The sequence below is a fragment of the Candidatus Nitrosopumilus sp. genome, from assembly GCF_965223225.1.
Taxonomy (GTDB): Archaea; Thermoproteota; Nitrososphaeria; order Nitrososphaerales; family Nitrosopumilaceae; genus Nitrosopumilus.
In genome coordinates, this window is record NZ_CBDCVU010000004.1 from 482,900 (window position 1) to 506,858 (window position 23,959).

Annotated in this window: 23 protein-coding genes; 15 read left to right on the forward strand and 8 right to left on the reverse strand. The window is 34.9% G+C overall.

The window, feature by feature from the left end; translation table 11 throughout:
- Positions 1–64 precede the first annotated feature (64 nt).
- The 5 genes from serB to ACOQN3_RS03185 all read left to right on the forward strand — a co-directional run bounded on the left by serB (position 65) and on the right by ACOQN3_RS03185 (position 3,771).
- Positions 65–715 (forward strand): phosphoserine phosphatase SerB, encoded by a 651-nt coding sequence (gene serB, locus ACOQN3_RS03165; RefSeq protein WP_420545040.1) that lies wholly within the window; start codon positions 65–67, stop codon positions 713–715.
- Between the two features lie 49 nt (positions 716–764).
- Complete coding sequence (gene cofE / locus ACOQN3_RS03170; protein WP_420545041.1) at positions 765–1,490, forward strand: coenzyme F420-0:L-glutamate ligase; 726 nt, start codon at positions 765–767, stop codon at positions 1,488–1,490.
- A gap of 52 nt (positions 1,491–1,542) precedes the next feature.
- The gene (locus ACOQN3_RS03175) at positions 1,543–2,457 is read left to right on the forward strand and encodes a PHP-associated domain-containing protein (RefSeq protein ID WP_420545042.1); all 915 of its coding nucleotides are present in this window, start codon (positions 1,543–1,545) and stop codon (positions 2,455–2,457) included.
- A gap of 63 nt (positions 2,458–2,520) precedes the next feature.
- On the forward strand, positions 2,521–2,757 hold the full coding sequence (locus ACOQN3_RS03180; RefSeq protein WP_420545043.1) for a sulfurtransferase TusA family protein: 237 nt from the start codon (positions 2,521–2,523) through the stop codon (positions 2,755–2,757).
- Positions 2,758–2,766: 9 nt separating this feature from the next.
- Positions 2,767–3,771, forward strand: coding sequence for a cysteine synthase family protein (locus ACOQN3_RS03185; protein WP_420545044.1), 1,005 nt, complete (start codon positions 2,767–2,769; stop codon positions 3,769–3,771).
- Here the strand turns inward: ACOQN3_RS03185 and ACOQN3_RS03190 are convergent.
- From ACOQN3_RS03190 to ACOQN3_RS03205, 4 genes are all read right to left on the reverse strand, one after another.
- Entirely contained in the window at positions 3,768–4,244 is a 477-nt protein-coding gene (locus ACOQN3_RS03190; RefSeq protein ID WP_420545045.1) for a hypothetical protein, read from the reverse strand. The two genes, ACOQN3_RS03185 and ACOQN3_RS03190, sit on opposite strands and share 4 nt — an antisense overlap.
- 258 nt (positions 4,245–4,502) lie before the next feature.
- Entirely contained in the window at positions 4,503–5,495 is a 993-nt protein-coding gene (gene trxB / locus ACOQN3_RS03195) for a thioredoxin-disulfide reductase (protein WP_420545046.1), read from the reverse strand.
- A 73-nt stretch (positions 5,496–5,568) separates the two neighbouring features.
- Positions 5,569–6,318 carry a DUF6775 family putative metallopeptidase gene (locus tag ACOQN3_RS03200; RefSeq protein ID WP_420545047.1) on the reverse strand — a complete coding sequence of 250 codons (750 nt, stop codon included), beginning with the start codon at positions 6,316–6,318 and terminating at the stop codon, positions 5,569–5,571.
- A gap of 20 nt (positions 6,319–6,338) precedes the next feature.
- Positions 6,339–7,157, reverse strand: a complete 819-nt coding sequence (locus ACOQN3_RS03205; RefSeq protein WP_420545048.1) for a sulfide-dependent adenosine diphosphate thiazole synthase — start codon at positions 7,155–7,157, stop codon at positions 6,339–6,341.
- A 151-nt stretch (positions 7,158–7,308) separates the two neighbouring features.
- On the opposite strand from ACOQN3_RS03205, the gene ACOQN3_RS03210 reads away from it, so the two are divergent.
- Positions 7,309–9,162 (forward strand): nitrite/sulfite reductase, encoded by a 1,854-nt coding sequence (locus ACOQN3_RS03210; RefSeq protein ID WP_420545049.1) that lies wholly within the window; start codon positions 7,309–7,311, stop codon positions 9,160–9,162.
- A complete protein-coding gene (locus ACOQN3_RS03215; RefSeq protein ID WP_420545050.1) occupies positions 9,159–9,959 on the forward strand; it encodes a sulfurtransferase in 801 nt (266 codons plus the stop codon). The genes ACOQN3_RS03210 and ACOQN3_RS03215 overlap by 4 nt, the downstream gene beginning before the upstream one ends.
- A 2-nt stretch (positions 9,960–9,961) precedes the next feature.
- Here ACOQN3_RS03215 and ACOQN3_RS03220 read toward each other — a convergent pair whose 3' ends face one another.
- Positions 9,962–11,086, reverse strand: coding sequence for a tetratricopeptide repeat protein (locus ACOQN3_RS03220; RefSeq protein WP_420545051.1), 1,125 nt, complete (start codon positions 11,084–11,086; stop codon positions 9,962–9,964).
- 125 nt (positions 11,087–11,211) lie between these two features.
- On the opposite strand from ACOQN3_RS03220, the gene ACOQN3_RS03225 reads away from it, so the two are divergent.
- A complete protein-coding gene (locus tag ACOQN3_RS03225) occupies positions 11,212–13,008 on the forward strand; it encodes a collagen-like protein (protein WP_420546586.1) in 1,797 nt (598 codons plus the stop codon).
- A gap of 169 nt (positions 13,009–13,177) precedes the next feature.
- On the opposite strand, the gene ACOQN3_RS03230 is transcribed toward ACOQN3_RS03225, so the two are convergent.
- Positions 13,178–13,594 (reverse strand): hypothetical protein, encoded by a 417-nt coding sequence (locus tag ACOQN3_RS03230; RefSeq protein ID WP_420545052.1) that lies wholly within the window; start codon positions 13,592–13,594, stop codon positions 13,178–13,180.
- Positions 13,595–13,812: 218 nt separating this feature from the next.
- Positions 13,813–14,922: an OBG GTPase family GTP-binding protein gene (locus ACOQN3_RS03235; RefSeq protein WP_420545053.1), complete on the reverse strand. Its 1,110-nt coding sequence runs from the start codon at positions 14,920–14,922 to the stop codon at positions 13,813–13,815.
- Positions 14,923–15,081: 159 nt separating this feature from the next.
- Between ACOQN3_RS03235 and ACOQN3_RS03240 the strand changes: the two genes are divergently transcribed.
- The 4 genes from ACOQN3_RS03240 to ACOQN3_RS03255 are packed head-to-tail and all read left to right on the forward strand — an operon-like array spanning position 15,082 to position 19,419.
- The gene (locus ACOQN3_RS03240) at positions 15,082–15,666 is read left to right on the forward strand and encodes a hypothetical protein (RefSeq protein WP_420545054.1); all 585 of its coding nucleotides are present in this window, start codon (positions 15,082–15,084) and stop codon (positions 15,664–15,666) included.
- Between the two features lie 22 nt (positions 15,667–15,688).
- The gene (locus ACOQN3_RS03245) at positions 15,689–16,774 is read left to right on the forward strand and encodes a hypothetical protein (protein WP_420545055.1); all 1,086 of its coding nucleotides are present in this window, start codon (positions 15,689–15,691) and stop codon (positions 16,772–16,774) included.
- Positions 16,775–16,820: 46 nt separating this feature from the next.
- Positions 16,821–17,516 carry a phosphoglycolate phosphatase gene (locus tag ACOQN3_RS03250; RefSeq protein WP_420545056.1) on the forward strand — a complete coding sequence of 232 codons (696 nt, stop codon included), beginning with the start codon at positions 16,821–16,823 and terminating at the stop codon, positions 17,514–17,516.
- Position 17,517: 1 nt separating this feature from the next.
- A complete protein-coding gene (locus tag ACOQN3_RS03255) occupies positions 17,518–19,419 on the forward strand; it encodes an arginine--tRNA ligase (protein WP_420545057.1) in 1,902 nt (633 codons plus the stop codon).
- Between the two features lie 396 nt (positions 19,420–19,815).
- Here ACOQN3_RS03255 and ACOQN3_RS03260 read toward each other — a convergent pair whose 3' ends face one another.
- A complete protein-coding gene (locus ACOQN3_RS03260; RefSeq protein WP_420545058.1) occupies positions 19,816–19,941 on the reverse strand; it encodes a hypothetical protein in 126 nt (41 codons plus the stop codon).
- A 198-nt stretch (positions 19,942–20,139) separates the two neighbouring features.
- Here ACOQN3_RS03260 and ACOQN3_RS03265 point away from each other — a divergent pair, with 198 nt between their 5' ends.
- The 3 genes from ACOQN3_RS03265 to ACOQN3_RS03275 all read left to right on the forward strand — a co-directional run bounded on the left by ACOQN3_RS03265 (position 20,140) and on the right by ACOQN3_RS03275 (position 23,906).
- The gene (locus ACOQN3_RS03265; RefSeq protein ID WP_420545059.1) at positions 20,140–21,582 is read left to right on the forward strand and encodes an SLC13 family permease; all 1,443 of its coding nucleotides are present in this window, start codon (positions 20,140–20,142) and stop codon (positions 21,580–21,582) included.
- Between the two features lie 207 nt (positions 21,583–21,789).
- A complete protein-coding gene (sixA, locus tag ACOQN3_RS03270; RefSeq protein ID WP_420545060.1) occupies positions 21,790–22,293 on the forward strand; it encodes a phosphohistidine phosphatase SixA in 504 nt (167 codons plus the stop codon).
- 32 nt (positions 22,294–22,325) lie between these two features.
- Positions 22,326–23,906 (forward strand): hypothetical protein, encoded by a 1,581-nt coding sequence (locus ACOQN3_RS03275; RefSeq protein ID WP_420545061.1) that lies wholly within the window; start codon positions 22,326–22,328, stop codon positions 23,904–23,906.
- Positions 23,907–23,959 lie beyond the last annotated feature (53 nt).

The following is a 23,959-nucleotide window of genomic DNA, read 5'->3' on the forward strand; positions in this document are numbered from 1 at the left end:
ATCAATCTATTCTAGAAACAAATTTTTAAAAAATGGTCAGTACTTTAATATAATTAGCAAAAATTTGCAAAACAGAAATCATTTGCTAATAATTTTTGATGTTGAAGGTGTTTTGTATGACGAAGAATATCTACCGATCCTCGCAGAAAAACTTCGCAAGGAAGACGAAATCTGGGAAATCACTCGTCAGGGAATTCAAGGAAAGATAAACTGGGAAGAAGGACTTAGAACAAGAGTTGCCGCGCTTAAAGGCTTGGATGAAAAAATCTGTCAACAGGTATCTGATGAATTACCTATCATGACCGGTGCAAAAGAAGCCTGTAGGGCCTTAAAGGCTGCTGGTTGGAAATTGATGGCTGTTTCTGGAGGTTTTACTATTATGATGGATCGGTTAAAAAAGGAATTAGGATTGGATTATGTCTATTCTAATGAACTAATTTTTAATGATGGTAAATTGGATGGTGTAAAAATTAACGTGGATTCAGATAAATCAAAATCTGCCAAAATTAAGATTGCTGAATGGAATGAAAAAAAGGAAGACATTGTATGTGTAGTAGATGGTGCAAATGATGTAAAATTATTTGATATTTGTGGCTTGGGAATTGCCTATCGAGCTCAAGATCTAGTCAAGGATCTTGCAACAACTACTCTTGAAGAAAAGGATCTTTCTAAGATTTTGGACATAATTCGTAGACATTACAAAATAGAACTATAGTCTATTTGCACATAAACAATTTTTTATACCGTTCAATTAGTCATATTGTTTGCAGATTATCCCTGTTAAATTAAAAAAAGAAATTGATTCTTCAGATGATATTGCAGAAATGATTATTTCTTCATCTGATTTATGCGATGGAGATGTTCTTATAATTGCTCAAAAGATTGTTTCAAAACAAGAAGGAAGGGTGGTTGACTTATCCACTGTGAAACCCTCTCTGTTGTCTGAAGGGATTAGTTCTCAATATGGAAAAGATCCTAGGATCGTTGAATTGATCCTGTCTGAAAGCAAACGCATAGTTCGTATGAGTAATGGAATTCTGATCGTGGAAACTAATCATGGTTTTATTTGTGCAAATGCAGGAATTGATGAAAGTAATGTGCAAAATGGTTATGCTACTTTACTTCCAATTGATTCTGATTTTTCAGCAAAAAAAATACGGGAAAAGATCTTTAACCTATCTAAAAAAAATGTGGCTGTTGTTATTTCTGATACTTTTGGACGTCCATTTAGAATGGGACAGACAAATCATGCAATTGGAACTTCTGGGATAAACCCAATACTTGATTATGAAGGAAGTTTGGATAATTTTAATAAAATTTTACGTGTTACTGCTATAGCTATAGCTGATGAGCTTTCATCTGCTGCTGAATTGGTGATGGGGAAAACTCTGAATTGTCCTGTCGCAATTGCTAGAGATTATGTTTTTGACTCTGAGAATCATTTGATATCTGATCTAATCCGGCCTGAAAATGAAGATCTCTTCAGATAACAATGCTCTGGTTTCAATAAGATTATAATCTAAAGATTGAGCCTAAATTTCAATGCCAATAAAAACTGAACTTCATTGCCACAATTCATTTTCAAATTTTCATGTTGGTGATGATGAGCCTCCATATGATTGTGATATTTCTATTCGTGACCAATTAGAACGAGCACATGTCTTGGGGTTGGATGCCATTTTTGTTACTAATCACAACACCTTGGATGGATATTCTCAATTATTGGAGTACAAAAATGATCATGAAAAATTCAAAAATATTGATGTATTTCCTGCCGAAGAAATCACAATTGATACAGGTGCTCATGTTTTAGCATATGGGATTCATGACACAATTGATTCTGGTATCTCTTTAGATGAAGTAATTGATCAAGTAAATGCTCAAGGAGGTGTCTCCTCTGCTCCTCATCCTTTCAGCTTACTTGATGCCTTGAGAACTAATGCAAAAAAATGTGACATGGTTGAAGTCTTCAATAGTAACAATGTTGATGTCTTATCTAATGCTCGAGCAACAAAATTTGCTTTAGATAATGAGATGGTTCAAGTGGCAGGAAGTGATTCTCATGTTTTATCTACCCTTGGGAGATGTGTGAATGTAGTTGATTCAGAAGGGAATCTTGATGATGTTTTACGTGCAATGAAACGTGGCAAAATAAAAATTTCTCAGACCGGATATGCACTACAAAATGAAACACTTGATCACCTAAGATATAAAATTAATAATTCCAAAGAATATTTGACTGAATATATATCTGAAAACTATCCTAATGCAAAATGGATTTTGAACCTGTTATTGAGAATTTATGACTCTAGCCAAAACAGTCACATGTGGTCTCTCTTCTATAATGTCGCAATTTTTCTTATGAAACGAATATCTAGAAAAATCAATTTTCAAAACAAGGATCCTAGCTTTATGAAAGACCGGAATCTTGCTACTATGTTTAAAATGGCATTGTGATTTAGAGTGCCCTAAACTCAAATAGCTTTTAATATGACAAATCGTCTTTTATCAACATATATCATGTCTGAATCTTCTGAAAAAAAGCTGGACGCAACCGGATTATTTTGTCCTGAGCCTGTTTTTAGAACAAAAATTGAAATTGAACGAATGCAGGTTGGAGATGTTCTTGTTGTATCTGCCGATGACCCTGCAGCTGAAGATGATATCTCAAGATGGGTTACAAGAAATGGGCATGAACTAATAGACATGTCTAAGAATGGTGATGTAATCACATTTCAAATTAAAAAGGTGAAATAAACAAAAACTATGACTACTGTAACTGATACAGATACAGATGTTTTAAATCGAGTTGGCAATACTCCTCTTGTAAAATTAAACTCTCTTTCTAGTGACAATCACAAGTATTTTGCAAAACTCGAAGGTCATAATCCATTTGGTTCAGTAAAGGACAGAGCTGCTTATTGGATGATCAAAGATGGTGAGGAAAAAGGGATCCTAAAAAAAGGAAAGAGCATAATTATTGAACCTACTTCTGGCAACACTGGAATTGCATTAACTGGAATTGCTAATCTTTTGGGTTACAAAGTTGAGATTGTCATTCCTGAAAAGGCAAGTGATGAAACTAAGGATATTATTAGACATTTGGGTGCTAAGGTTTTTGAAACCAGTGATGATCTGTGTCCAAAGGTAGGAGCTGGAACTGATCAAAGCATAGCACTAGCCACCTCTATTGCATCTTCAAGACCTGATACATACTACTCTCCAAACCAATATGCTAATGAAGCAAACTTCAAGGGACATTATGTTGGAACCGGTCCTGAAATTTGGAAACAGACTGAAGGTAAGGTGACTCATTTCTTCACTGGGGTGGGAACTGGAGGAACCATAACTGGAATTGGGACTTTCCTTAAAGAAAAAAATCCCGACATTAAGATTATTGGTTGCCAACCACAACAAAATCATTTAATCCAAGGATGGAGAAATTTTGAAGAATCTGCAAAACCTGATTTGTTTCTAAAACGAGAAAATGTTGTTGATGATTGGGTCTCTGCAACTAATGATGAGGCATTTTCAGTTGTAACTGAAGTTTTCAACAAAGATGGATTGCTCATTAGCCCTTCTTCTGCAGCAGTTTATGCATGTATGAAAAAATACTCTATTCCTGATAGTGATGATGCATGTGTAGTGGGGATTTTTGCTGATGATGGAAGAAAATTCAAGAGCGTTTATGTTAATCAGAATATTCTATCCAAACAAGAATTTGATAATGCTGTAGCAAAGGCTCAATACATGTCTGATCTTGCTTATTAATTCTGCATTATTTTCTTGATGTTTTTTTCATAAAAGTCTCTAAAATACTCATTTGCTTGTTTTTCGTGATTCAAGCAATCATTGCTGTGATCTATTATTTGTTGTCTGATGTCTTTGCTCCAGGTGCTTTGTTGCTTATCTTTGGAATTGATGATTGATGGATTTTCTTTGATTTTTTCCATAAATTCTATTAATTTGACACTCATTTGACGAAATTTTCCTAATCGTAACAGAAACATCTCGGCATCTTCTTTGTTAATGGCATTGATTATTCCGTGAACCTGCTGGTAGTATTGTAGGCTCTTCTTGCTATGGTCTTCAAAATCTTTGATTCTTTTTTCCCAATATTCTTTTGATGATTTTTCTTCTACCTTGTAACTGAAAGGATTTTTACTCAGTTCTTTTCCTAATTCCGTTAATTTTTTACTGTGTTCTTTTACTATCTCTTTTGTCTTCTCTGAACTGTTTTCCATAGTTTCCTTTAGTTTTGCGTAAATAAAGAGTATCTACTTGTCTTTTTCATTTTCCCATGCCTGGTATGACATCTGTGAATATGCCGTAATACAATTTTCACAAAATGAATCCCATTCAGTAATTTCTAGTTTTTTGAAAAATTCTATGGACCACTTGTATGATGGTATCTTTCTATACTGAAATTGCTGTATTGTGTAAATATCTTTTTCATGAAATTTGTTTAAGCATTTTTGGCACTTTGCGTTTTTCATATTTTGTTAAGAAGTTTCTGTAAGGTACTTGTCTACATCGATTGCTGCCATGCATCCAAATCCTGCTGCAGTAATTGCTTGCCTGTAATTTCTGTCATGTACATCTCCTGCTGCAAACACTCCTTCGATATTTGTGTGTGTTTTATTTTTTAAGACAACATATCCTTCATCGTCTAAGTCAATTTGGTTTTTGAATAAGCTTGTATTTGGTTCATGTCCTATTGCAACAAAAAGACCTCCTGCATCAATGGTAGTCTCCTCATTAGTTTTCAAATTTTTTAAAACTGCTTGTTGCATTTTTTGGTCTCCTTTGATGTCTATTACTGCTGAATCCCAATGGAATTTTATTTTCTCATTGTTAAAGGCTCTCTCTTGCATTACTTTGCTTGCTCGTAACTCGCTTCTTCTGTGGACAAGATGTACTGTTGTTGCAAATTTTGTTAGGAATGTGGCCTCTTCTATTGCAGAGTCTCCTCCTCCTACCACTACCAATTCTTGATTTCTAAAAAATGGTCCATCACAAGTGGCACAATATGAAACTCCTTTTCCTCCAAATGTTTGTTCTCCCTTTAATCCTAGTTTTCTTGGATTTGCACCTGTTGCAATGATCACAGCACGTCCTTCATATTCTTCTGATGCTGTCAAAACCTTAAATGGCTTATGTCTGAAATCTACATTCACTACCTCATCGTCTATTATTGTTGTGCCCATCCTTTGAGACTGTTTTCTCATATCGATCATCAGGTCAGGCCCCATAATCCCATTTTCAAATCCTGGATAGTTTTCAACTTCTGTTGTATTGACTAGTTGTCCTCCTGGTAATATTCCAGATAAAATCAGTGTGTCATATCCTGCTCTTGAACAGTAAATCCCTGCAGTATACCCTGATGGGCCTGCACCTATAATTACAATATCAAATTTTGTTTTCTTTTTGTCTGGGGCTTTTGGATTTTCATCATTAGTTTCTAATACTGTAGCTCCTGCATCTGCTGCCATCATTATGTTTCATCTACTATCTTTCAATAATTTAAGTGAATGTCTTTTCTAACTGATCCATTTTTGATTCATCACATCAATTTGTCTTTTTTAATTTTGTTAGAATGTCTGAATGTAATTTACATAATTTTCTATTTTCTAATTGTGAAAATATTAGATCTTTTTGCCAATGTGCATTAAACAATCTACAATCTTTTTGTTTACAAAATGCATTTCCTGTTTCATAATACAATATGCTTTGTAAAATGAGGCCTCTGATTATTTCTGATAATCTCACATCATGATAATCTACAAACTGATCCTTGTATTTTTTTTTAATCTCATCTAACTCCTCAGGATGAAAACACATCATTGAATCTAAATAATATTCTCTAGGTTTGGCTGGTCCCTCTACAATTCCTGTTGTTGAAATTATTGTTGGATTTGAATTGATAGAAGTTCTTGCATGATATTTGAAATCATCATCATCGTATGTGCATGTTAATAGTTCTGTAATGATGATGTGTAAAATATCTAATTTGTTTTCTTTTTTTGGTATTGCCTCTTTGATTATTTTGTAAACTTCAAATCCGTCGTATAGTGGTGTCTCTTTTTCTTGGTTTGTGTTTGTATGTGATTTGTCTTTTTGTTTTTGAAATGGTTTTTTTGTATCAAATACTATTGTTTTTTCGATTTTTTCTGCAACGTTATTTTTGAAATAATCGATAAAATTTCCTCTTATTTCTACTCTGACTGAAAATGTGTCTATGAGAAATCTTTCTATTTCTTTTATCTTTATTTCTGGAATAGAAGGCTCATCATATAGAATGATTTTTGATATCTTCAAGATGTACAGGCGAATAGTTTCTACCTTTCTAATTCTTTTATTTTTTCTGCTGTTATCTCAGCTGCACGTTTTCCTGAAAATAGCATTGAACCAAATGTTGGTCCCATTCTTGCTAATCCATGTGTTTCTGTAACTGACATTCCTGCTGCAACTAGTCCTGGATATACTTCACCTGTTTTGTTCACAACATGTTCTTCTCCTTCATTTACATACATTGGATTCATTCCTTTCCAATCTACTAATCCTCTATCTACCAATCTCTTTACTGCAACTGAATCATGACCTGATGCATCAATAATCATCTTTGCTTCAAAGGCGACTGGATCAACACATGTAATATTACGTGGTAATGCAGATACTGGCATCCAGTTGACAACAATTCCTGCCACTCTACCATCCTTCATTACTAGATCATCAAATTTTGTAAGATTTAGGAACTTCACTCCTGCATCACAAGCTCCTGCAATCAGTTTTGATACTGCATGTGGTCCTGGAGTCAAATACAATCCTTCTGCAACTTTTTTGTAAGGTACCCCTAGTTCATCCCATATTTTTTGAGCTGGTTCTCTCACAGTTACAGGATTCATCATATATCCTCCTAACCAATAACCTCCTCCTAGGTAGTTGTTTTGTTCAATGACTAGGACCTTGAATCCCATGTTGGATAATTCTCTGCTTGCAGTAAGTCCTGCAGGGCCTGCACCTATAATTATAACATCTGAATCGGCTCTATCAATTAAAACATCATGAAATTCATTGGCAATAGCACGTGTAATTTCAACTTCTCGTACGTCTGTAAATATTTTAGATGATTGTTCTGCAATTGTTGCTTCTTGCATGTCGTTGGTCATTCTATAAACAATTAATACTTTCCCACAATGTTTCTGAAAATTAGGTCATACTAAGTATTGATTTTCATTTTCTGTTTGTTTCTCTAAAAAAGAGGAAAATTATGTATGATGTTGAAATTTATCTGCCTAAAACCTCCAAATGTCAAAAATTTATAACCAAACTCAAAGAAGTCCTTCTGTATTGACTGTCTCTGACCTAAGCACTATCAAATCTGATTCTTCTGTTACTCCTAAAATCAATTGGGCTAGAATGGAGGAAGCAGACAATTTTGCAAAAACCGTAAAATTGTATAGACAAGGCAAGTATGATGAAGACAGCTTTAGACGATTTAGACTTCAACATGGTGCTTATGGAACTCGCATGACCGGTGATTATGCTATGGTCCGAATCAAATTACCTGCAGGTGAGATTTATCCTAATCAAATTGAAAAAATATCTCAACTAAGTGAGCAATACTCTATAGGAAGCGCTCATTTTTCTACAAGAGAAAATATACAACTGCATTGGGTTATTCTTGAAGATGTATCAGAAATTTTACGCAGCCTAGCTGAGGTTGGGTTGACATCTAGAGAAGCATGTGGCAATACAGTACGAAATGTAATGTGTAGTCCGTTGTCTGGAGTTTGTCCTGATGAACAATTTGATGCTACCCCCTATGCCTTAGCAACTGCTGGATTCTTTTTACGAAATCCAATGGCTCAAAATCTACCTAGAAAATTCAAATTCAATTTCACTTGTTGTGAAAAACATGGAATGGTGAGAATGGTTGATGTTGGATTGATTCCTCAAATTCGAAATATAGATGGAAAACCACAAAGAGGTTTTAAGATCTTTCTTGGCGGTGGCTTGGGAAACAAATCTTACGTTGGACATCAATTTGAAGAATTTACTCCAGAAGAAGATTTACTTTATACTTCTATTGCTGTAATGAGAATTTTTGATAGACTAGGTGATAGAAAAAATCTTGCAAGGAATCGTATGCGTTATCTTGTACATGATATGGGCTGGGAAAAGTTTCAAAGCCTTGTACTAAAAGAGCGTGCTATTGTCAAAGCTACTCAATCAGTGGTAACACAACTCGATGTTGATCATACTCCAATTGAAATAAAACGTCCTGTTAGAATCTCTGATGAGTCTGGTTCAGGAACTCCTGATGGTTTTGCTAGATGGCTTAAAACAAACGCCGTAAAACAAAAACAATCTGAAAATTATTCTGTGTTTATTACATTGGAGTCAGGTGATATTACTGCAAACCAATTAGGGGATTTAGCTGAAATAATTCGTGAATATTCTGCAGAAGGAAAAGCTAGATCTGGGTTTGTCCAAAACGTAGCTTTACGTTATGTACACGAAGACGATTTACCTGCTTTATACTCTAAACTTCTAAGCGTAGGTTTGGCAAAATCTGGTGCCTTGACAATGACTTCTCCAATTGGTTGTTCTGGTACTACGTCATGTAATTTGGCCTTGACTAATTCTCATCGACTCGCTAAAGAGATTCAAAGGAAATTTTTAGAATTGAAACTTGATGAAGACGAAGATCTAAGTGATTCTTCTATTAAGATCAGTGGTTGTCCAAATTCCTGTGGACAACATGGAATTGCGACAATTGGATTCTTTGGTGGAGGTGCACGAGTAGGCCGCGACATGTATCCTAATTACCAAATGTCTCTGGGAGGACGTTCTGATGGAGATACTATGTTGGGACAAACATGTCTTAGAGTACCTGCAAAAAGAGTAATTCCTGTTATCTTAAAAATAATTGATTTGTTCAAACAAAACAAAAAAGATGGTGATACTCTAAAGTCTTGGCTTCATAGAATTGTCAATGGAAATGAAGATTCTCAAATACAATCGATCAGTGATATTAAAAAAATATTGGAGCCTCTTATTATTCCTCCTACCAAAGATGAAGATCCTGACTTTTACTTGGATTACGGAAGTGATACGAGCTATCATACAAAGACTGGTAAGGGTGAATGTGCTGCTTGACAGATTCTGAAAAAAATGTTTTATCTGACATTGATTCATTACGGTCTGAAATAAGAGACAAGAGTGTTAGGGTTATTGATGTAAGACGAGAAAATGATTACAAACAAGATCATATTCCTGATTCTGTAAATTTACCTCTTGCTAATCTCTTATCTGATGATTCTCCAGAACGCGTTTTGAAATTGGTCAATTCCATGGGTATTGATGACGAAACTAGGGTTGTTGTTTATGATGACACTTTTGGTGCACTTGCATCTCGTGTTGCTTGGACTTTGGAATATCTTGGACATTCTGACGTCAAACTTCTTGAAACAACATACAGCAATTGGAAAAAATTGGGGCTTGAAACTGATTCTAAAACTCCTGAAATCCAAAACAAAGAGCATTCTATGAACTTGAGACCTGAAATTTTGGCAACTTCTGACTACTTGGAGAGCGCAAAACAACGAGACGATGTCATATTGATTGATAATCGCGAACGTCTAAATTTTCTTGAACAACATATTCCGGGAGCAATCAGTCTTCCTTATCGAACACTTGCAAGTAATGACAAGATTTTACGTTCAAAGGATGACATGTGCAGACTACTTGGAAATAGAGGAATTTCTGGTGATGCTGAAATCATTACTTATTGTGGTAGCGTTGGTACTCTTTCTGGACTTGCTTATTATGCATTAAAATCTGCTGAATTACCAAACACAAAACTATATGTTCGCTCATTTAAAGAATGGAAAAATCTCAAAAAACCAACTGCAAAACAAGAAGATGCAAGTTATTGGGATCTATCTGCTGAATAAATTTATGAAATTTCATTTCTAAGCTTTTTTGTAACTGTTGCTTCTATGTTGTCAAACAAGACTAACATCTTTTCTTTGTTTTCAATTAGGTAATCTTCTCCTCTGTCTTTTAATCTAATTTTCCACAATCTAATCTCTCTATGTTCATCAAAGAATGTTTCAATCATTTGTTCTCCTAATTTTGTTGGGTCGATAAATTCTTCAAAAATGTCGATGGTTTTTTCTACGTCTTCTTCTTCTATTGACTCTTTTGCTGCTTGAACTACTTGACTTAATTCTTTTAGATTCTTTACCGGCTTTGGTAATTTCTTTCTCGTAATTCCGAATAATCCTTTCTTCTCCCTTCCAATTTTTTCTGCAACATTTGGTGCAAGATCATATATTGGAATTTTACTGAGACCGTCTCTTTTCTCATTTTGTATGATTAATCCTTTCTCAATTAATTTTCTTAACGCTTTTTCTGCATCTACTTTGTCAAGAAATGTCGTCCATACAATTGATCCTATCGTGTGATATCCTTGTCTTACTGATTCTAAAACCACTACTTCTTCAATTCTCTTGAACCCTTCCTCGATTCTTACATTTGCAAAATCTTTGTCTCGTATTGATTTTCTTGCATTCTTCACATCTATCTCAATTGAACGTTTTAGTGCTTCTAATGATTCTGGTACTTGATTTAGAAGTGACAAAAAACATGCTTTGTTATACCATGCCATTCCGTATGTAGGATCTGACTCAATAGCTTTTTCTGCAGAGTCTAATGCTTTTGCCCAATTTTTTTGTTCATAGTGAACTAGTCCTTTTAGATTCCAAGCTTCGGGATTGGTTACATCAATATCTAAAATTTTATCATATACTTTGAGTGCTTCTCCGTGTTCATCTAAATGGAATCTTGCATATCCTAATTTCATCAAAGTTTCAATGTTGTCCGGATCTATTCTTAACGCCTGCTCAAAAACTACTATTGCTTCTTCCAGCTTCTCATCTGCCATTAAATTGACTCCTCTCTTGAACAGCTTTTTCCTGTTATAGTCTGAATCAACTAAACTAGTGATCTCTTTTTTCTCTGGTTTTTCTGATTCTTCCTCTTTTGGTTCCTTTGATTTTTTTCCGAAAGGTCTTTTCACTAGCTCAAAATGCAATTTAATCTAGATAAATACTATCCCTCAAGCTCAAAATCATGTCTAGTTTTTAACATTGAATGGTTTTTGCGATCTAAATACAGAAATACTTGGAATATACACAAACGAATGTGTCATCTCAGTCACGATTAACAGTTCAAGGACAGGCACCATTTAAGCAATCAGGTGTATATGAGGTTCAAATTGCTATATCTGAACATGAACCCTCTCCTGAGGCAGTTAAAATTAAAAAATTCTCTTCAATATGGAGAGGCAATTATCATTTAAGAGTACGTGATGGCAAATTTTCTGAGACTCTGGGCTCAACTGCAAATCCTATCCCTTCATCTATTGAACAATTGGATGCCGTATGGGTTGTTGTGACCGATCTATTTTCCTCTCTACATTCTATCATTAAAGTTCCATTACAAAGGCCTAGTGTTTCTGCTTATACTCCTGCTGAAGTTGAAACAAAAGAAAAACCTGTTACAAAATCTACAAAAAATAATATTCAAAAACCTACTGTTAGCGCGCAAGGTGATAAAGGTCCCACTGGATATCCGGGTCCTCAAGGAGACAAAGGTCCAACGGGTCCTCAAGGACCACCTGGCGACAAAGGCCCAACAGGTGACAAAGGACAACAAGGACCTCCTGGCTCTCCTGGACCTGTAGGTCTTAAGGGTCCAACGGGTCCTCAAGGACCACCTGGCGACAAAGGCCCAACTGGTGACAAAGGCCCGCAAGGTGACAAAGGACTAACTGGAGATAAAGGAATTACCGGTGATAAAGGAGACAAAGGTGATAAAGGAGACAAAGGTGACAAAGGAGTAACAGGTCCTCCCGGCGACAAAGGAGAAAAAGGTCCTACCGGAATGATTGGTGATAAAGGTCCTGTAGGTCTTAAGGGACCATCAGGGGCTACCGGTGACAAAGGACTCACAGGTCCTCCCGGCGACAAAGGCCCTTCCGGAATTAAAGGTCCTCCCGGCGACAAAGGAGAAAAAGGCCCAACAGGTCCTCCCGGCGACAAAGGTCTTACAGGTCCAACAGGTCTGGCAGGTGAAAAAGGTCCTACCGGACAAGCTGGTGTTCAGGGTGAGAAAGGAATCCAGGGGCCTCCTGGTGTAATAGGTTCAAAAGGTCCTACCGGACCAACAGGTGACAAAGGACCTATTGGTCAACAGGGAGACAAAGGTGACAAAGGATTAACTGGACCCGTAGGTGAGAAAGGTCCACAAGGACAACAAGGTCCGATTGGAGCTAAAGGATTAACTGGACCTATTGGTCCGCAAGGTGAAAAAGGTGACAAGGGACCTATTGGTCCGCAAGGTGAAAAAGGTGACAAAGGAACTACTGGACCGATTGGAGAAAAAGGACCTACCGGTTCTCCTGGACCCGTAGGTGAGAAAGGTCCTACTGGAAATGAAGGACCCGTAGGTGAGAAAGGTCCACAAGGTCCGCAAGGTCCGATTGGAGCTAAAGGTCTTACTGGTGTTCCAGGTCCACAAGGTGAAAAAGGCGAAAAAGGTCCTACTGGGATGCAAGGTGAGAAAGGTCCTACTGGAAATGAAGGACCCGTAGGTGAGAAAGGTCCACAAGGTCCACAAGGATCTCAAGGAGAACGTGGAGTTACCGGTCCTCCCGGCGAAAAAGGTCCACAAGGTCCACAGGGAATTCAAGGTCCACAAGGCGAAAGAGGTCCTGTAGGTCCAATCGGTCCACTAGGGGAACAAGGCCCACTAGGAGGACAAGGTCCTGTAGGCCCACCTGGTCCACGTGGTCCACCCGGTCCACCCGGTGAGAAAGGACCTGCTGGTGGAATGTCTTCAGAACAAAAAGCAATCTTTAAAGATCTTTTAGAGATCCTCACAAACAAAAATATCATAACTACTGAAGAACAAATTAAATTAATGAGTTATTTGTACTGATTTTTTTGTTTAATGTATAATCCGAAGCAAGTTTGTTTTCTTATTTTTTATAATGTTTATTTTACAATATTTTGTTGTATATTTTTTAATTTAGTTACCACTAACTTGAAATTTAGAAAAAGGAAAACAATTCGCCGTTTGATTGACGATTGTTAGTTTTTTAACGATCTTATCGTCGTCTAGCTGCAGTCTTTCTCTTTGGAGCTGCTGCTTTTTTAGCTGCAGTCTTTCTCTTTGGAGCTGCTTTTCTCTTTGGAGCTGCTGCTTTTTTAGTAGAAGCTTTTCTCTTTGGAGCTGCTGCTTTTTTAGCTGCAGTCTTTCTCTTTGGAGCTGCTGCTTTTTTAGTAGAAGCTTTTCTCTTTGGAGCTGCTGCTTTTTTAGTAGAAGCTTTTCTCTTTGGAGCTGCTGCTTTTTTAGTAGAAGCTTTTCTCTTTGGAGCTGCTGCTTTTTTAGTAGAAGCTTTTCTCTTTGGAGCTGCTGCTTTTTTAGTAGAAGCTTTTCTCTTTGGAGCTGCTTTTCTCTTTGGAGCTGCTGCTTTTTTAGTAGAAGCTTTTCTCTTTGGAGCTGCTTTTCTTTTTATAGCCATTGTTGTGTCGACATTTTCATTGTTTTTCAGTGGTGAAACTAAAGAAAGTTACACTAAGTGATAACAATTTGTCAAGTAATTTTTTTCTAATTTTTTTTAATGATCGGAATTTTCATTATCTTTTTAGCTGTGTTTTTCTTTTTACTTTTTTGATCTTTTAATTTTGTTTTCTTATTTTTTGTTTGATGAATTAACTTCTAACTTTGTTGTAATTTTGATCATATTCCTCGTCTTTTGATTATTGTTAGTACATCTTCATCTTGCAAAATATGATTCAAACCCACTCTTTGTCCTCCGAATTTGACACTTTTGCCCCAAACTAAACCGTATCTGAATTCTCTTTTCATTCTTCGATGTAATTTATTACAAATATCTTCTACACTATCTCCTTCACGAGCAATTAGTGGTTCTTTAAAATCCGTTTCTCCGCCTTTTGGCCTCATGTATATTCTGATAAATTTCAATTTTTCATAGATTTTTTCTTTCAATGTTTCTATGTTTATCTCTGAATTTGCTGAAACTTTGATTACTTCTGATTTTATTTTTGTTTTTAAATCCTCAAGAAATTCTTCATCTACTAGATCAATTTTATTTAGAACTGTAAGAGATTTGGAATAACTAATGTTTCCTGCAATATGATCTGCTAACTGTTCAGATGTAATATCTTCTCTTGTAACTACACGAGCACTAACAATTCCGTACAAATGCAAAATATCTTTTAGGTGTTTTTCAGTAATCTTTGTAAGTTTGACTTGTTGTGCAACTGCAATTCCTCCCATGGATGCTTTTTCTATTGTAATGTTTGGTGGTAGTTGGTTTAATCTAATTCCTATGTTGCCTAGCTCATTTACTAACACGTCTTCATGGTAAGGTTGAAACACATCCAAAACAAGTAATACTAAATCTGCAGATCTTGCAACTGAAAGAATTCTTTTACCTAATCCTTTTCCCGTAGATGCTCCTTTGATAATTCCAGGTAAATCCAGAACTTGGATTTTTGCACCTCTATATTCCATCATTCCTGGAACTACCGTTAGTGTTGTAAATTGAAAAGCTCCTACTGTTGATTTTGCATCTGTTAACTTGTTGAGTAATGTGGACTTTCCTACACTTGGCAATCCTATGAAAACAACTGTGGCATCTCCGGATCTTCTGACATCAAACCCATCTGATTTTACTCCTGATTTCTTTGTGATGTTTTCTTCTTGTTCTCTTTTTAACTTGGCAATTTTGGCTTTAAGTAGCCCTAAATGATGTTCTGTTGCTTTGTTAATTTGAGTACGAGCCATCTCATCTTGTATGGCTTTGATCTTTTCAGGAATTCCCAATTGTTATCATTTCTTAAAAAAATACTTTCAAATAAAATCTTATTATTCAAAAATTTCTTTTTTTGTTGCTATGTTGGTTGTTTTTTGTCCTGAATAACCAATTTTGGCTTTGTTCAAATTTTCTTATCCTTTTTTAACAGTGTCAAGTTGATTTTTTTTATGAAAAAAGAGCTTGGATTGACAATCGCTTGTTTCTTTCTTGCTGTGTACTTTGTATTGACTATTTTTGTACTTCCTGAAAATTACCTTTCAAATGATCAACTTGTTCCAAAACCTTATCTTGAAATCAATTTGTCTGAATCTGAAATCAATTTGGATGAGTCTTTTGATATTGGTATTTTTTCAAAAAATATTGGTGATTATGGTGATATTCATATTGTTTCTGTTGCATTTCCAGACCTTCATGAAATTGAGAACGATGTTGTACAGATAACTACCTATGATTTTACTCAATCTCCGCAATACATTCTTCCTGGAGATGCGATAGGCTCAAACTATAGCGGAGGATTAGAATCTGTTGTATCCAAATACCCATCTATTGAATCAATGAGTAGGCCTATTCGTTCAGGACAAACACATAACATTGAATTTATTGTTACTCCACAAAGTACTGGAAATTTTACAATTTATGTAAAATCAATTAATATTCCTCACACTGATGTTCTTTCTCATTTCCCTCAAACTGGGATTCTGGATCATCAAAATGAACATGTCTTATCATTTGTTGTAGGTGTAACTCCTTGAAAATTACGGAGATGTTTTCATTATGAGTGGTAATGCGTTTTCTTTAAATTTATTTTTTAGAGATCATTCTGAAAAAATCTTTCTTATTGGAACTATTTTTGTTAGTTTTGGTATTTTACTTGTTACTGTTGGTGGTAGCTGGGATATTACAAATCATTTGTTAAATAAACCTGAAACTTTCTTCTCTCCTCCACATGCTTTGATCTATATTGGCGTTGCAATATCCTTGATTGGAACTGTATTTTCTTTTGTTGGGTGGAAAAATTTAAAACATCATAGTGATGTCTATTTTTTATCTCTGAAAATTGAATTGATTGGAATTGCATTACTTGTAGGTGCTGGACCTCTTGATTTTGTTTGGCATTCGAATTTTGGCTTAGATGGATTATTGAGTCCTCCTCATCTCACACTAATTTCGGGAATGTTTTTGTGTAGTATTGGTGCAATGATTGGAATTTCCAGATTTCTAAAAATCCATAATTTTGAAAAAAAATTATTTTATCTTTTGTTGGTTTTAGCAGTTCTCCCAGTATGGCTTTCGGGATCCGGAATTGTGTCTTCTCTTTCTCTTCCTTTCTCTAATACTGATTACTTTGAATTTAATCCTGAACCTACTTTTGCTTTTGTTGTTGCTACTGTTGGATTTCCATTTCTGATTTCATTTTCCTTACTTTTGTGCTTTAGACTTGTAGGTGGAAGATTTGGTGTGTTGAGTTTGTTAGGTGGCTTATTCTTACTGGTTTCTAGCTCTACTGCAATTATTCCCAATTTTGCAATTTCTGATTCTGTTTTGTTCTATTCTTTGAATTTGATACCTTTTGTTTTGTCTGATTTTATCTTATTTCTCAATAAATCTAAAAAATATTTTCTATTTGTTGGAGGTATTCTAGGCTCAGTATTTTATATGGTTCAGTATCCATATGTCATGTATACTTTTAATGAAATCTTGCTTGGGAAATTGGTTTCACCAAGCTTGATCTATTTTGTTTATTTTGAATTGATTCAAACTGTGTTACTATTAACCACTATTCCTGCTATTGTTGCCGGTATTGCAGGTGTTTTAGTCTCAAAAATACTCTCTAAAAAAATTCTAATGGTTGAAAAATAATTTTTTTTTGCGTAGCAAATATTATCTGGCATTAAAATTGGTGCATATGAAACAAAAAACTTTTGCAGTTGACATTGATGGAACCATTACTGAAAATGGAGGTGGAAGAATACATCTTGCAGCCCTTGATGCATTACGAAGATTGACAATAATGGGACATAATGTTATTTTTGTAACAGGCCGCTCTTCTGTTGAAGGATTCTTACTATCTGTATTTGGAGGAACAACTAAAATTGCAGTTGGTGAAAATGGTGGTTGTATAACCACTGATTCAAATGAACACATCTTGTTAGGAAACATTGATGAATGTAACACGGCTCTAAATGTAATTAAAAAAAATTTAGATGGTGTGAAAAAAAAACCTGTTTTTCCAAGGATGACTGAAGTTGTTTTAGAACGCACGTTTGATTTGAATGATGCAAGAAAGATTTTGTCTGAAAATAATATTCATGTTGAATTATCTGACAGTCAATACGCATTTCATATTAATTCTGCCGGGATTGATAAAGGCCGAGGATTTAGTGAAATAATGAAAAAATTTTCTATTCTAAAAGAAGATGTTATTTCCATAGGCGATAGTGCCACTGACATACCACTCTTTAATGTGTCTGCTACTAGCATAGCTTTAGGAAACGCATCCGATCAAGTAAAATCTGAAGCAAGCATGGTCGTTTCTGCTAAAGCTGGTGATGGAGTTCTAGAGGCATTAGATAAATTAGCGCCTACATTTTCGAAGATATAAGATGACTTTTAAATCTATTATTGATGAAATTGAAAATAACTTAAACAAAATCTTATTTGATCTAAATATTTCTGATGTGCAGTTTAGTGTTGAGCCTGCAAAACCTGGATTTGCCGATGTTAGCTCAAATATTGCCTTTTTGCTTGCAAAGACTTTGAAGAAAAGCCCAAAAGAGATTAGTGAAATGCTTTCTGAAAAATACAATTCATGTACTTCTACTCTTGTTTTGAGATCCCAACCACATAATTCTGGATACTTGAATTTCTATGCAGATTGGACTAAACTTTCTCAATTGATTCTATCTGAATCTTATCTTGATGAATATGGAGATGTGGATATTGGTAACAACTCAAGTGTAGTTGTAGAGCATACAAGTGTTAATCCCAATAAGGCTCTGCATATCGGGCACATTCGTAATATTGTCATTGGAGACACCTTGTCAAGAATTTTGGAAAAATCAAATTATGACGTTAAGATTCTAAATTATATTGATGATTCTGGTCTTCAGGTAGCTGATATTGTTATTGGATTCAGACACTTTGGATTTGATTTAGAACCATCTGATGGCAAAAAATTTGATCATTATTGTGGTGATGATGTTTATGTTCAAACTACTGCAAAATACGAACAGGATTCAAGCTTAGAACAAATTCGAAAAGATGTGTTAAAGGAAATTGAAGATGGTGATTCTGAAACTGCAGTTTTCGCAGACAAGGTTACTCGAAGAGTGCTAGAAAGCCAATTGGAAACATGTTGGAATCTTGCAGTGTCTTATGATTGCCTTAACTTTGAATCTCAAATCATTCGATCTGGATTATGGGGTAAAATTTTTGAAAAACTCCAACAAATGAATCTGATAAAATATGAAACAGATGGAAAAAATTCTGGTTGTTGGGTAATTCCCGGAGATGATAAAGATGAAGATAAGGTCATTGTTAGAAGTAATGGCACGGCAACATACATTGCAAAAGATATTCCATACGCTGCATGGAAACTTGGTTTGCTAGAAGATCCTTTTGGATACGAAGAATATCAAAAAAAGCAACCTGGCTCGCGTGTTTTGTGGCAAACGACCTTAAATGGTACTTCTGATGCAAATGATTCCCCTTCTCATCCTGATTTTACTGGAGATAAGGTGATTACAGTGATTGATTCACGCCAAGCACGCCTACAGAAGATAATAACTTCTCTTATGGGAAAGTTCAAATCTGATTCTGATGCTTATGTCCATCTTGGCTATGAATCAGTAACTCTTAGTTCTCAAACTGCAAAAACACTTGGATTGAATACTGATGGAAAACAGGCACAAATGTCTGGAAGAAAGGGGGTATATGTTAATGCAGATTCTGTCTATGATCTTTTAAAAACAAAAACAAAAGATGAGACAAAAAAAAGACATCCTGAAATGAATGACTCTGAAATTGAATACATTGCACATTGTGTTTCTGTAGGTACTTTACGTTATGAAATGATAAAACAGGATTTGGATAAAATCATTACATTTGATCTTACAAAATCACTCAGCTTAGAAGGTGATACTGCTCCTTACATACAATATACATTTGCACGTGCATCAAGAATTATTGAAAAATCCAACTTAACTCCTACTATTGATGTTGATTTTTCTTTATTGTCTGAAAAATCTGAATTAGATTTGATTAGAACCATTGGAATGTTTGGAATTCAAGTGAGAGATTCTGCAAATAACTTGTCTCCAAAAGTAATTGCAAGATATTGTCATGATTTGGCAGTTTCTTTTAACTCGTTTTATGAACATGTCAAGGTTTTGGATTTGGATGATAAAGAACTTGAAAAGTGTAGGTTGTGTCTAGTTGAGTCTTTTAAATCAACATTGGAAAAAGCAACAAACCTACTTGGAATTACAACTCCTCAAAGAATGTAATGTCCCAGAGAAAACATGTTCTGTCCTCTCTGGGTTGTTGGCGTGCAAACCAATTACTGTTTATCGAATTATTTTATGCCATAAACGTTTGGATCTAATGATTCATGAACTGAATGACACAATTACTATAGAAGAACTGTATACTATTCCCAATATTCAATCGATCATTTACCGTTACTTACCGAATGATTGATTGCACTGTATACTATCTACTTAAAAGAACAAATCTCAAACGATGTTAGGTGACGACTTTGGTAAAACAAGTGTTAATACAGAAAATAGATCCTGATTCCTTTGATAGGGAAACTGTTCTACTGGGTGTTTGGGAAACCAAACAAAACTAACCTTTTTTGTCTTCAACATAGTCTGACAATTAAAAAATAAAAAAATATTTGATTATGCTCTGCATTTATCGCATACTGGAACCAAAATGACCCCTACAGGATTTTCTACTGTGGATTCAACTTCTGTAAGTACCAATTCCACTCCTGATGAATGACAAAGATGACACATTCCTTTCATGATGTGGGTGATATTTTCTGATTTGTAATGAATCCTGTGGTTAACTTCTGATTAAAATCTCGTAAACATTTGTTAACTTTGTCGGATCCAAACCAATCAATACTTGGTGATCTATTTTTTCCAATAAACATTTAGGACATACAAAATAAGTTCTTCTGTCTAATTCAATCTTAAATACAATCCCCTAAGAATAATTTAATGAATAATTTAAACAAGTGGATTTCATTTCGCAGCAGACTGCGATTTTCAGGTTTAATACTCTCGCCTATTTTGTTTATGATAATTTTATCTTCTCCTATTGATGATCTGACATTTGAGGCAAAACTTGTTTTAGGTTTGGCCGTATGGATGGCAATATGGTGGGGTACTGAGGCCATTCCATTTTACATTACTGCATCTATTCCATTGTTTGTATTTCCTCTGCTTAATGTGGCTGATATTGACAAAGTAATTTCTGCGTATGGTGACAAACTAGTTTTCTTGTTGATGGGTGGTTTTCTTGTTGCAAAGGCAATAGAAAAAGTGAATCTCCACAAGAGATTTGCATTAAATACTCTGAAAATAGTTGGCACAAAACCAAAAAATATCATTTTAGGATTCATCATTGTCACTGGATGCCTTAGTGCGTGGATCACAAATACTGCAACAACTCTGTTAATACTCCCAATTGCAGTTGCAGTAATCTCGCAAGTAGATGTTGCACAGAAAAAACAATTTGCAGTTTGCTTGGTACTCTCAGTTGCATATGCTGCTAGCTTGGGAGGTATGTCCACATTGATTGGTACTGCACCAAATGCTCTTTTTGCTTCATTAAGTGAGTCTTTGGTTGATGTTGAAGTGATTTTCTTTGATTGGATGCTAGTTGGTGTTCCGCTTAGTGCTGTTTCTCTTTTTGTCTTGTGGATATACATGACTACATCAACAAAGCTGGATAATCGTATGCCAGTTCTAAAAAGCAGAAATGTCATCACAGAAGAATTAAAAAAATTTGGAAACTGGAGTAGGAATGAAAAAATTGTTCTGATAATATTTGCTGCAACAGCAATTGCATGGGTGACACGAGGATTGTTTTGGAAAGATTTAGCACCCTTTGTGGGAGATCATGTGATAGTTCTAGTTGCAGTAACTGCCTTGATGATATTGCCATCTGGAAAAAATCGAGAACGTTTATTGGATTTTAAAACAGCAAGTAAGATTCCATGGGGTGTTTTAGTTTTGATTGGGGGTGGCCTGGCTTTAGCTAGTGGGTTTACTGCAACAGGACTTGATACTTGGATATCTGACAAGTTGTTGTTTATTGGAGATCTTGATTTCTTCTTAATTGTTCTGATTATTGTTACCATTACAATGCTTACTAGTGAGCTGATGAGCAATACTGCAGTAGCTGCTTTACTGTTGCCGATAATAGCTGTTTTAGGTTCTGCCACTGAATTGGACCCTATCTTATTTATGGCACCAGTCGCTTTTGCTACAAGTTATGGATTTATGATGCCAGTTGGAACTCCTCCAAATGCAATTGCAATCGGTAGTGGACATGTGTCAATAAAACAGATGGTACGATATGGACTTCCTTTTGATCTAATCTGCATTCCAATCATTACTGTAATGATGGTGTTATTGTTGCCAATGGTTTGGGGTTGATACCTTGATAACTAATTATCTCATATGGAATAAACATCCTTAATCCGTTTCAAAAAACAATCTTGGTGGTTAAGATTTGATTTTACTTTACACATATTGAATAATTTGTAATTTTTCGATAAACTTTATGTAAATCAAATGAAATTCTATATAGTTCTTACAAAATAATTCCTGATCAATAAAATAACTGATGTTCCTACTAGGTATATGGAATTATACCTGTTACGTCATGGTAAAGCCCAAGAACATGCAACAACTATCTCAGGTGATGCTAAAAGACAATTGACCGAAGCAGGAAAAAAAGAATTGGAGGTTATTGCAAAAGCAATCAAAAATTTGGAAATTCAAGTTGATGATATTTTTTCTAGTCCTTTGATACGCGCAAAACAAACTGCAGAAATTGTCAAAAAACATCTCAAAAATAACAAAAACTCGATTAAAATTTGGAATGAGTTAAAACCTGAAATCGATATAAAAAACACAATTGCAAAATTATCTTCCCTTAAACCTGAATCTTCTGTTTTGTTAGTTGGACATGAACCTCATTTGACAAGCTTGATCGCAACGATAATCTCCAACGATTCTTCTTTGGACATTTTGTTAAAAAAGGGTGGACTTGTTCACATTCAATGTAACGTTACGAAGAATACTGTATCTGGATCTCTTCGTAGTATAATGACTCCTAAACAACTTAAGAAATTATGCAGATAGGTAATTTTTTTTAATTTGGTGAGAATAAATCTATGATTGCTGAAAAAAATATTGAATTGAAAAAGTTGCCCAATTCTAGAGATGGATCGGGAAAAGCATCTGTTATTGATCTTGGCTCTAATTCAGTAAAACTGGTAAACTATAACATTGACTCTCATAACACATACAAGCCATATCATCAAGAGTCAATTCGTATCAAGCTTGCTGAAGGGCTAGTCGATGGGGTTATACAACAAAAACACATTGAAAAAACACTTGATTCTCTTAAATTATTTAGAAGCATTATCGATTTTGAACAAATTGATTATGTTCTAGCTGTCGCCACTAGTGCAGTTAGAGATGCAAAAAATAAAGAAGATTTTATTGAACAAATTCAAAAAGAAACTGGATTCAATTTTAAAATATTATCTGAACATGAAGAAGCTATTTACTCTCATGCTGGTGCCGTTCGATCATTAAATCTGCCCTCAACCGTATTTTTTGATATTGGGGGCGGGAGCCTTGAAATAGTCTCTTCAAAAAATTTCGAGATTCAAAAAGTGATTTCTTTACCTCTTGGTTCTTTACGATTAACGCAAAAATTTTCTAATGATTCGGAATTTACTGAAAAAACGCTATCTGAAATCAAAATGTATGTTCAAAAACTCTTACCTGGACGAGAATCTTTGGGCATTTCTGACTCTGATTCTATAGTCTTGGTTGGAGTTGGAGGTACCCTTCGTGCAATTGCGAAATACAATCAAGAAAAAACAAACTACCCATTAAAAAAACTGCATAATTACTTGTTATCTCTTGACTCTCTAAAGAACACTTTAAATGATTTTTCCAATAAAAATAATGAAGAACTTTCAAAAATAGAATCTATCGGTAGTGGCAGATCTGACACCATTAAAGCTGGACTTGTTGTAGTATCTGAATTGATGAAAAAACTTGATTTTTCATCTTTGGTTGTCAGTGCTCAGGGTCTCAGAGAAGGCACTCTGTCTTTGTCGTTACAATACAGACAAGAATTTTCTAAACATGAAATTGATATATCTCATGTAGAAGAATTAATTCAATTATCATGTCAACCTGACATTTTGTCTGAATATGTAGAAGATTTAGTCAGATTATTGTTTTCAATGAAATTAATTTCAGACAAAGAACGAGTTTTGTTAGCTCAATCTATTTCCTATATTGACACATTGTCATCTTTTAGAGATGTGGATAATGTTTTGTACACTATCCTTGATAATGACAGTATTTTATCTCATAGAGAACAATTAATCGTTGCATTATCGCTAATTTATTCAAAAAAGAAAAAGAAATCTGAATCGTTGATTACACGATTTGAAAAAATTCTAGATTCTGCAGACAAGAAAACTATCAAAAAAATATCTGCTGTGGTCTCCCTTTGTGACATATCTCATAAAACTGGAACGCTACTTACATCAAAATCTGACAATCCTGATTCAATACTTTTGAAGGTTCATGTTTCCAAAAATCATTTTCCAGAAGTGTTATTGAATCAAGCATGCAAAAAATTAGAAAATGTTCTTGGGATCCAAGTCAAACTTGCAATTTATTATGAAACATCAGAACAATCTAAGTTCAAACCCCTTGGAATCACGTAGTTTCCGTAAAACATATAGAAAATTTATAGATACTTTGTCATATCGATAAAATA

Excerpts from the sequence above, each read along its gene's own strand:
- ACOQN3_RS03175 (WP_420545042.1), top strand. The coding sequence starts at position 1,543 with ATGCCAATAAAAACTGAACTTCATTGCCACAATTCATTTTCAAATTTT.
- ACOQN3_RS03180 (WP_420545043.1), top strand. The coding sequence starts at position 2,521 with ATGTCTGAATCTTCTGAAAAAAAGCTGGACGCAACCGGATTATTTTGT.
- ACOQN3_RS03185 (WP_420545044.1), top strand. The coding sequence starts at position 2,767 with ATGACTACTGTAACTGATACAGATACAGATGTTTTAAATCGAGTTGGC.
- ACOQN3_RS03190 (WP_420545045.1), bottom strand. The coding sequence starts at position 4,244 with ATGGAAAACAGTTCAGAGAAGACAAAAGAGATAGTAAAAGAACACAGT.
- trxB (WP_420545046.1), bottom strand. The coding sequence starts at position 5,495 with ATGATGGCAGCAGATGCAGGAGCTACAGTATTAGAAACTAATGATGAA.
- ACOQN3_RS03205 (WP_420545048.1), bottom strand. The coding sequence starts at position 7,157 with ATGCAAGAAGCAACAATTGCAGAACAATCATCTAAAATATTTACAGAC.
- ACOQN3_RS03210 (WP_420545049.1), top strand. The coding sequence starts at position 7,309 with ATGTCAAAAATTTATAACCAAACTCAAAGAAGTCCTTCTGTATTGACT.
- ACOQN3_RS03230 (WP_420545052.1), bottom strand. The coding sequence starts at position 13,594 with ATGGCTATAAAAAGAAAAGCAGCTCCAAAGAGAAAAGCTTCTACTAAA.
- ACOQN3_RS03240 (WP_420545054.1), top strand. The coding sequence starts at position 15,082 with ATGAAAAAAGAGCTTGGATTGACAATCGCTTGTTTCTTTCTTGCTGTG.
- ACOQN3_RS03245 (WP_420545055.1), top strand. The coding sequence starts at position 15,689 with ATGAGTGGTAATGCGTTTTCTTTAAATTTATTTTTTAGAGATCATTCT.
- ACOQN3_RS03250 (WP_420545056.1), top strand. The coding sequence starts at position 16,821 with ATGAAACAAAAAACTTTTGCAGTTGACATTGATGGAACCATTACTGAA.
- ACOQN3_RS03255 (WP_420545057.1), top strand. The coding sequence starts at position 17,518 with ATGACTTTTAAATCTATTATTGATGAAATTGAAAATAACTTAAACAAA.
- ACOQN3_RS03260 (WP_420545058.1), bottom strand. The coding sequence starts at position 19,941 with ATGAAAGGAATGTGTCATCTTTGTCATTCATCAGGAGTGGAATTGGTA.
- ACOQN3_RS03265 (WP_420545059.1), top strand. The coding sequence starts at position 20,140 with ATGAATAATTTAAACAAGTGGATTTCATTTCGCAGCAGACTGCGATTT.
- sixA (WP_420545060.1), top strand. The coding sequence starts at position 21,790 with ATGGAATTATACCTGTTACGTCATGGTAAAGCCCAAGAACATGCAACA.
- ACOQN3_RS03275 (WP_420545061.1), top strand. The coding sequence starts at position 22,326 with ATGATTGCTGAAAAAAATATTGAATTGAAAAAGTTGCCCAATTCTAGA.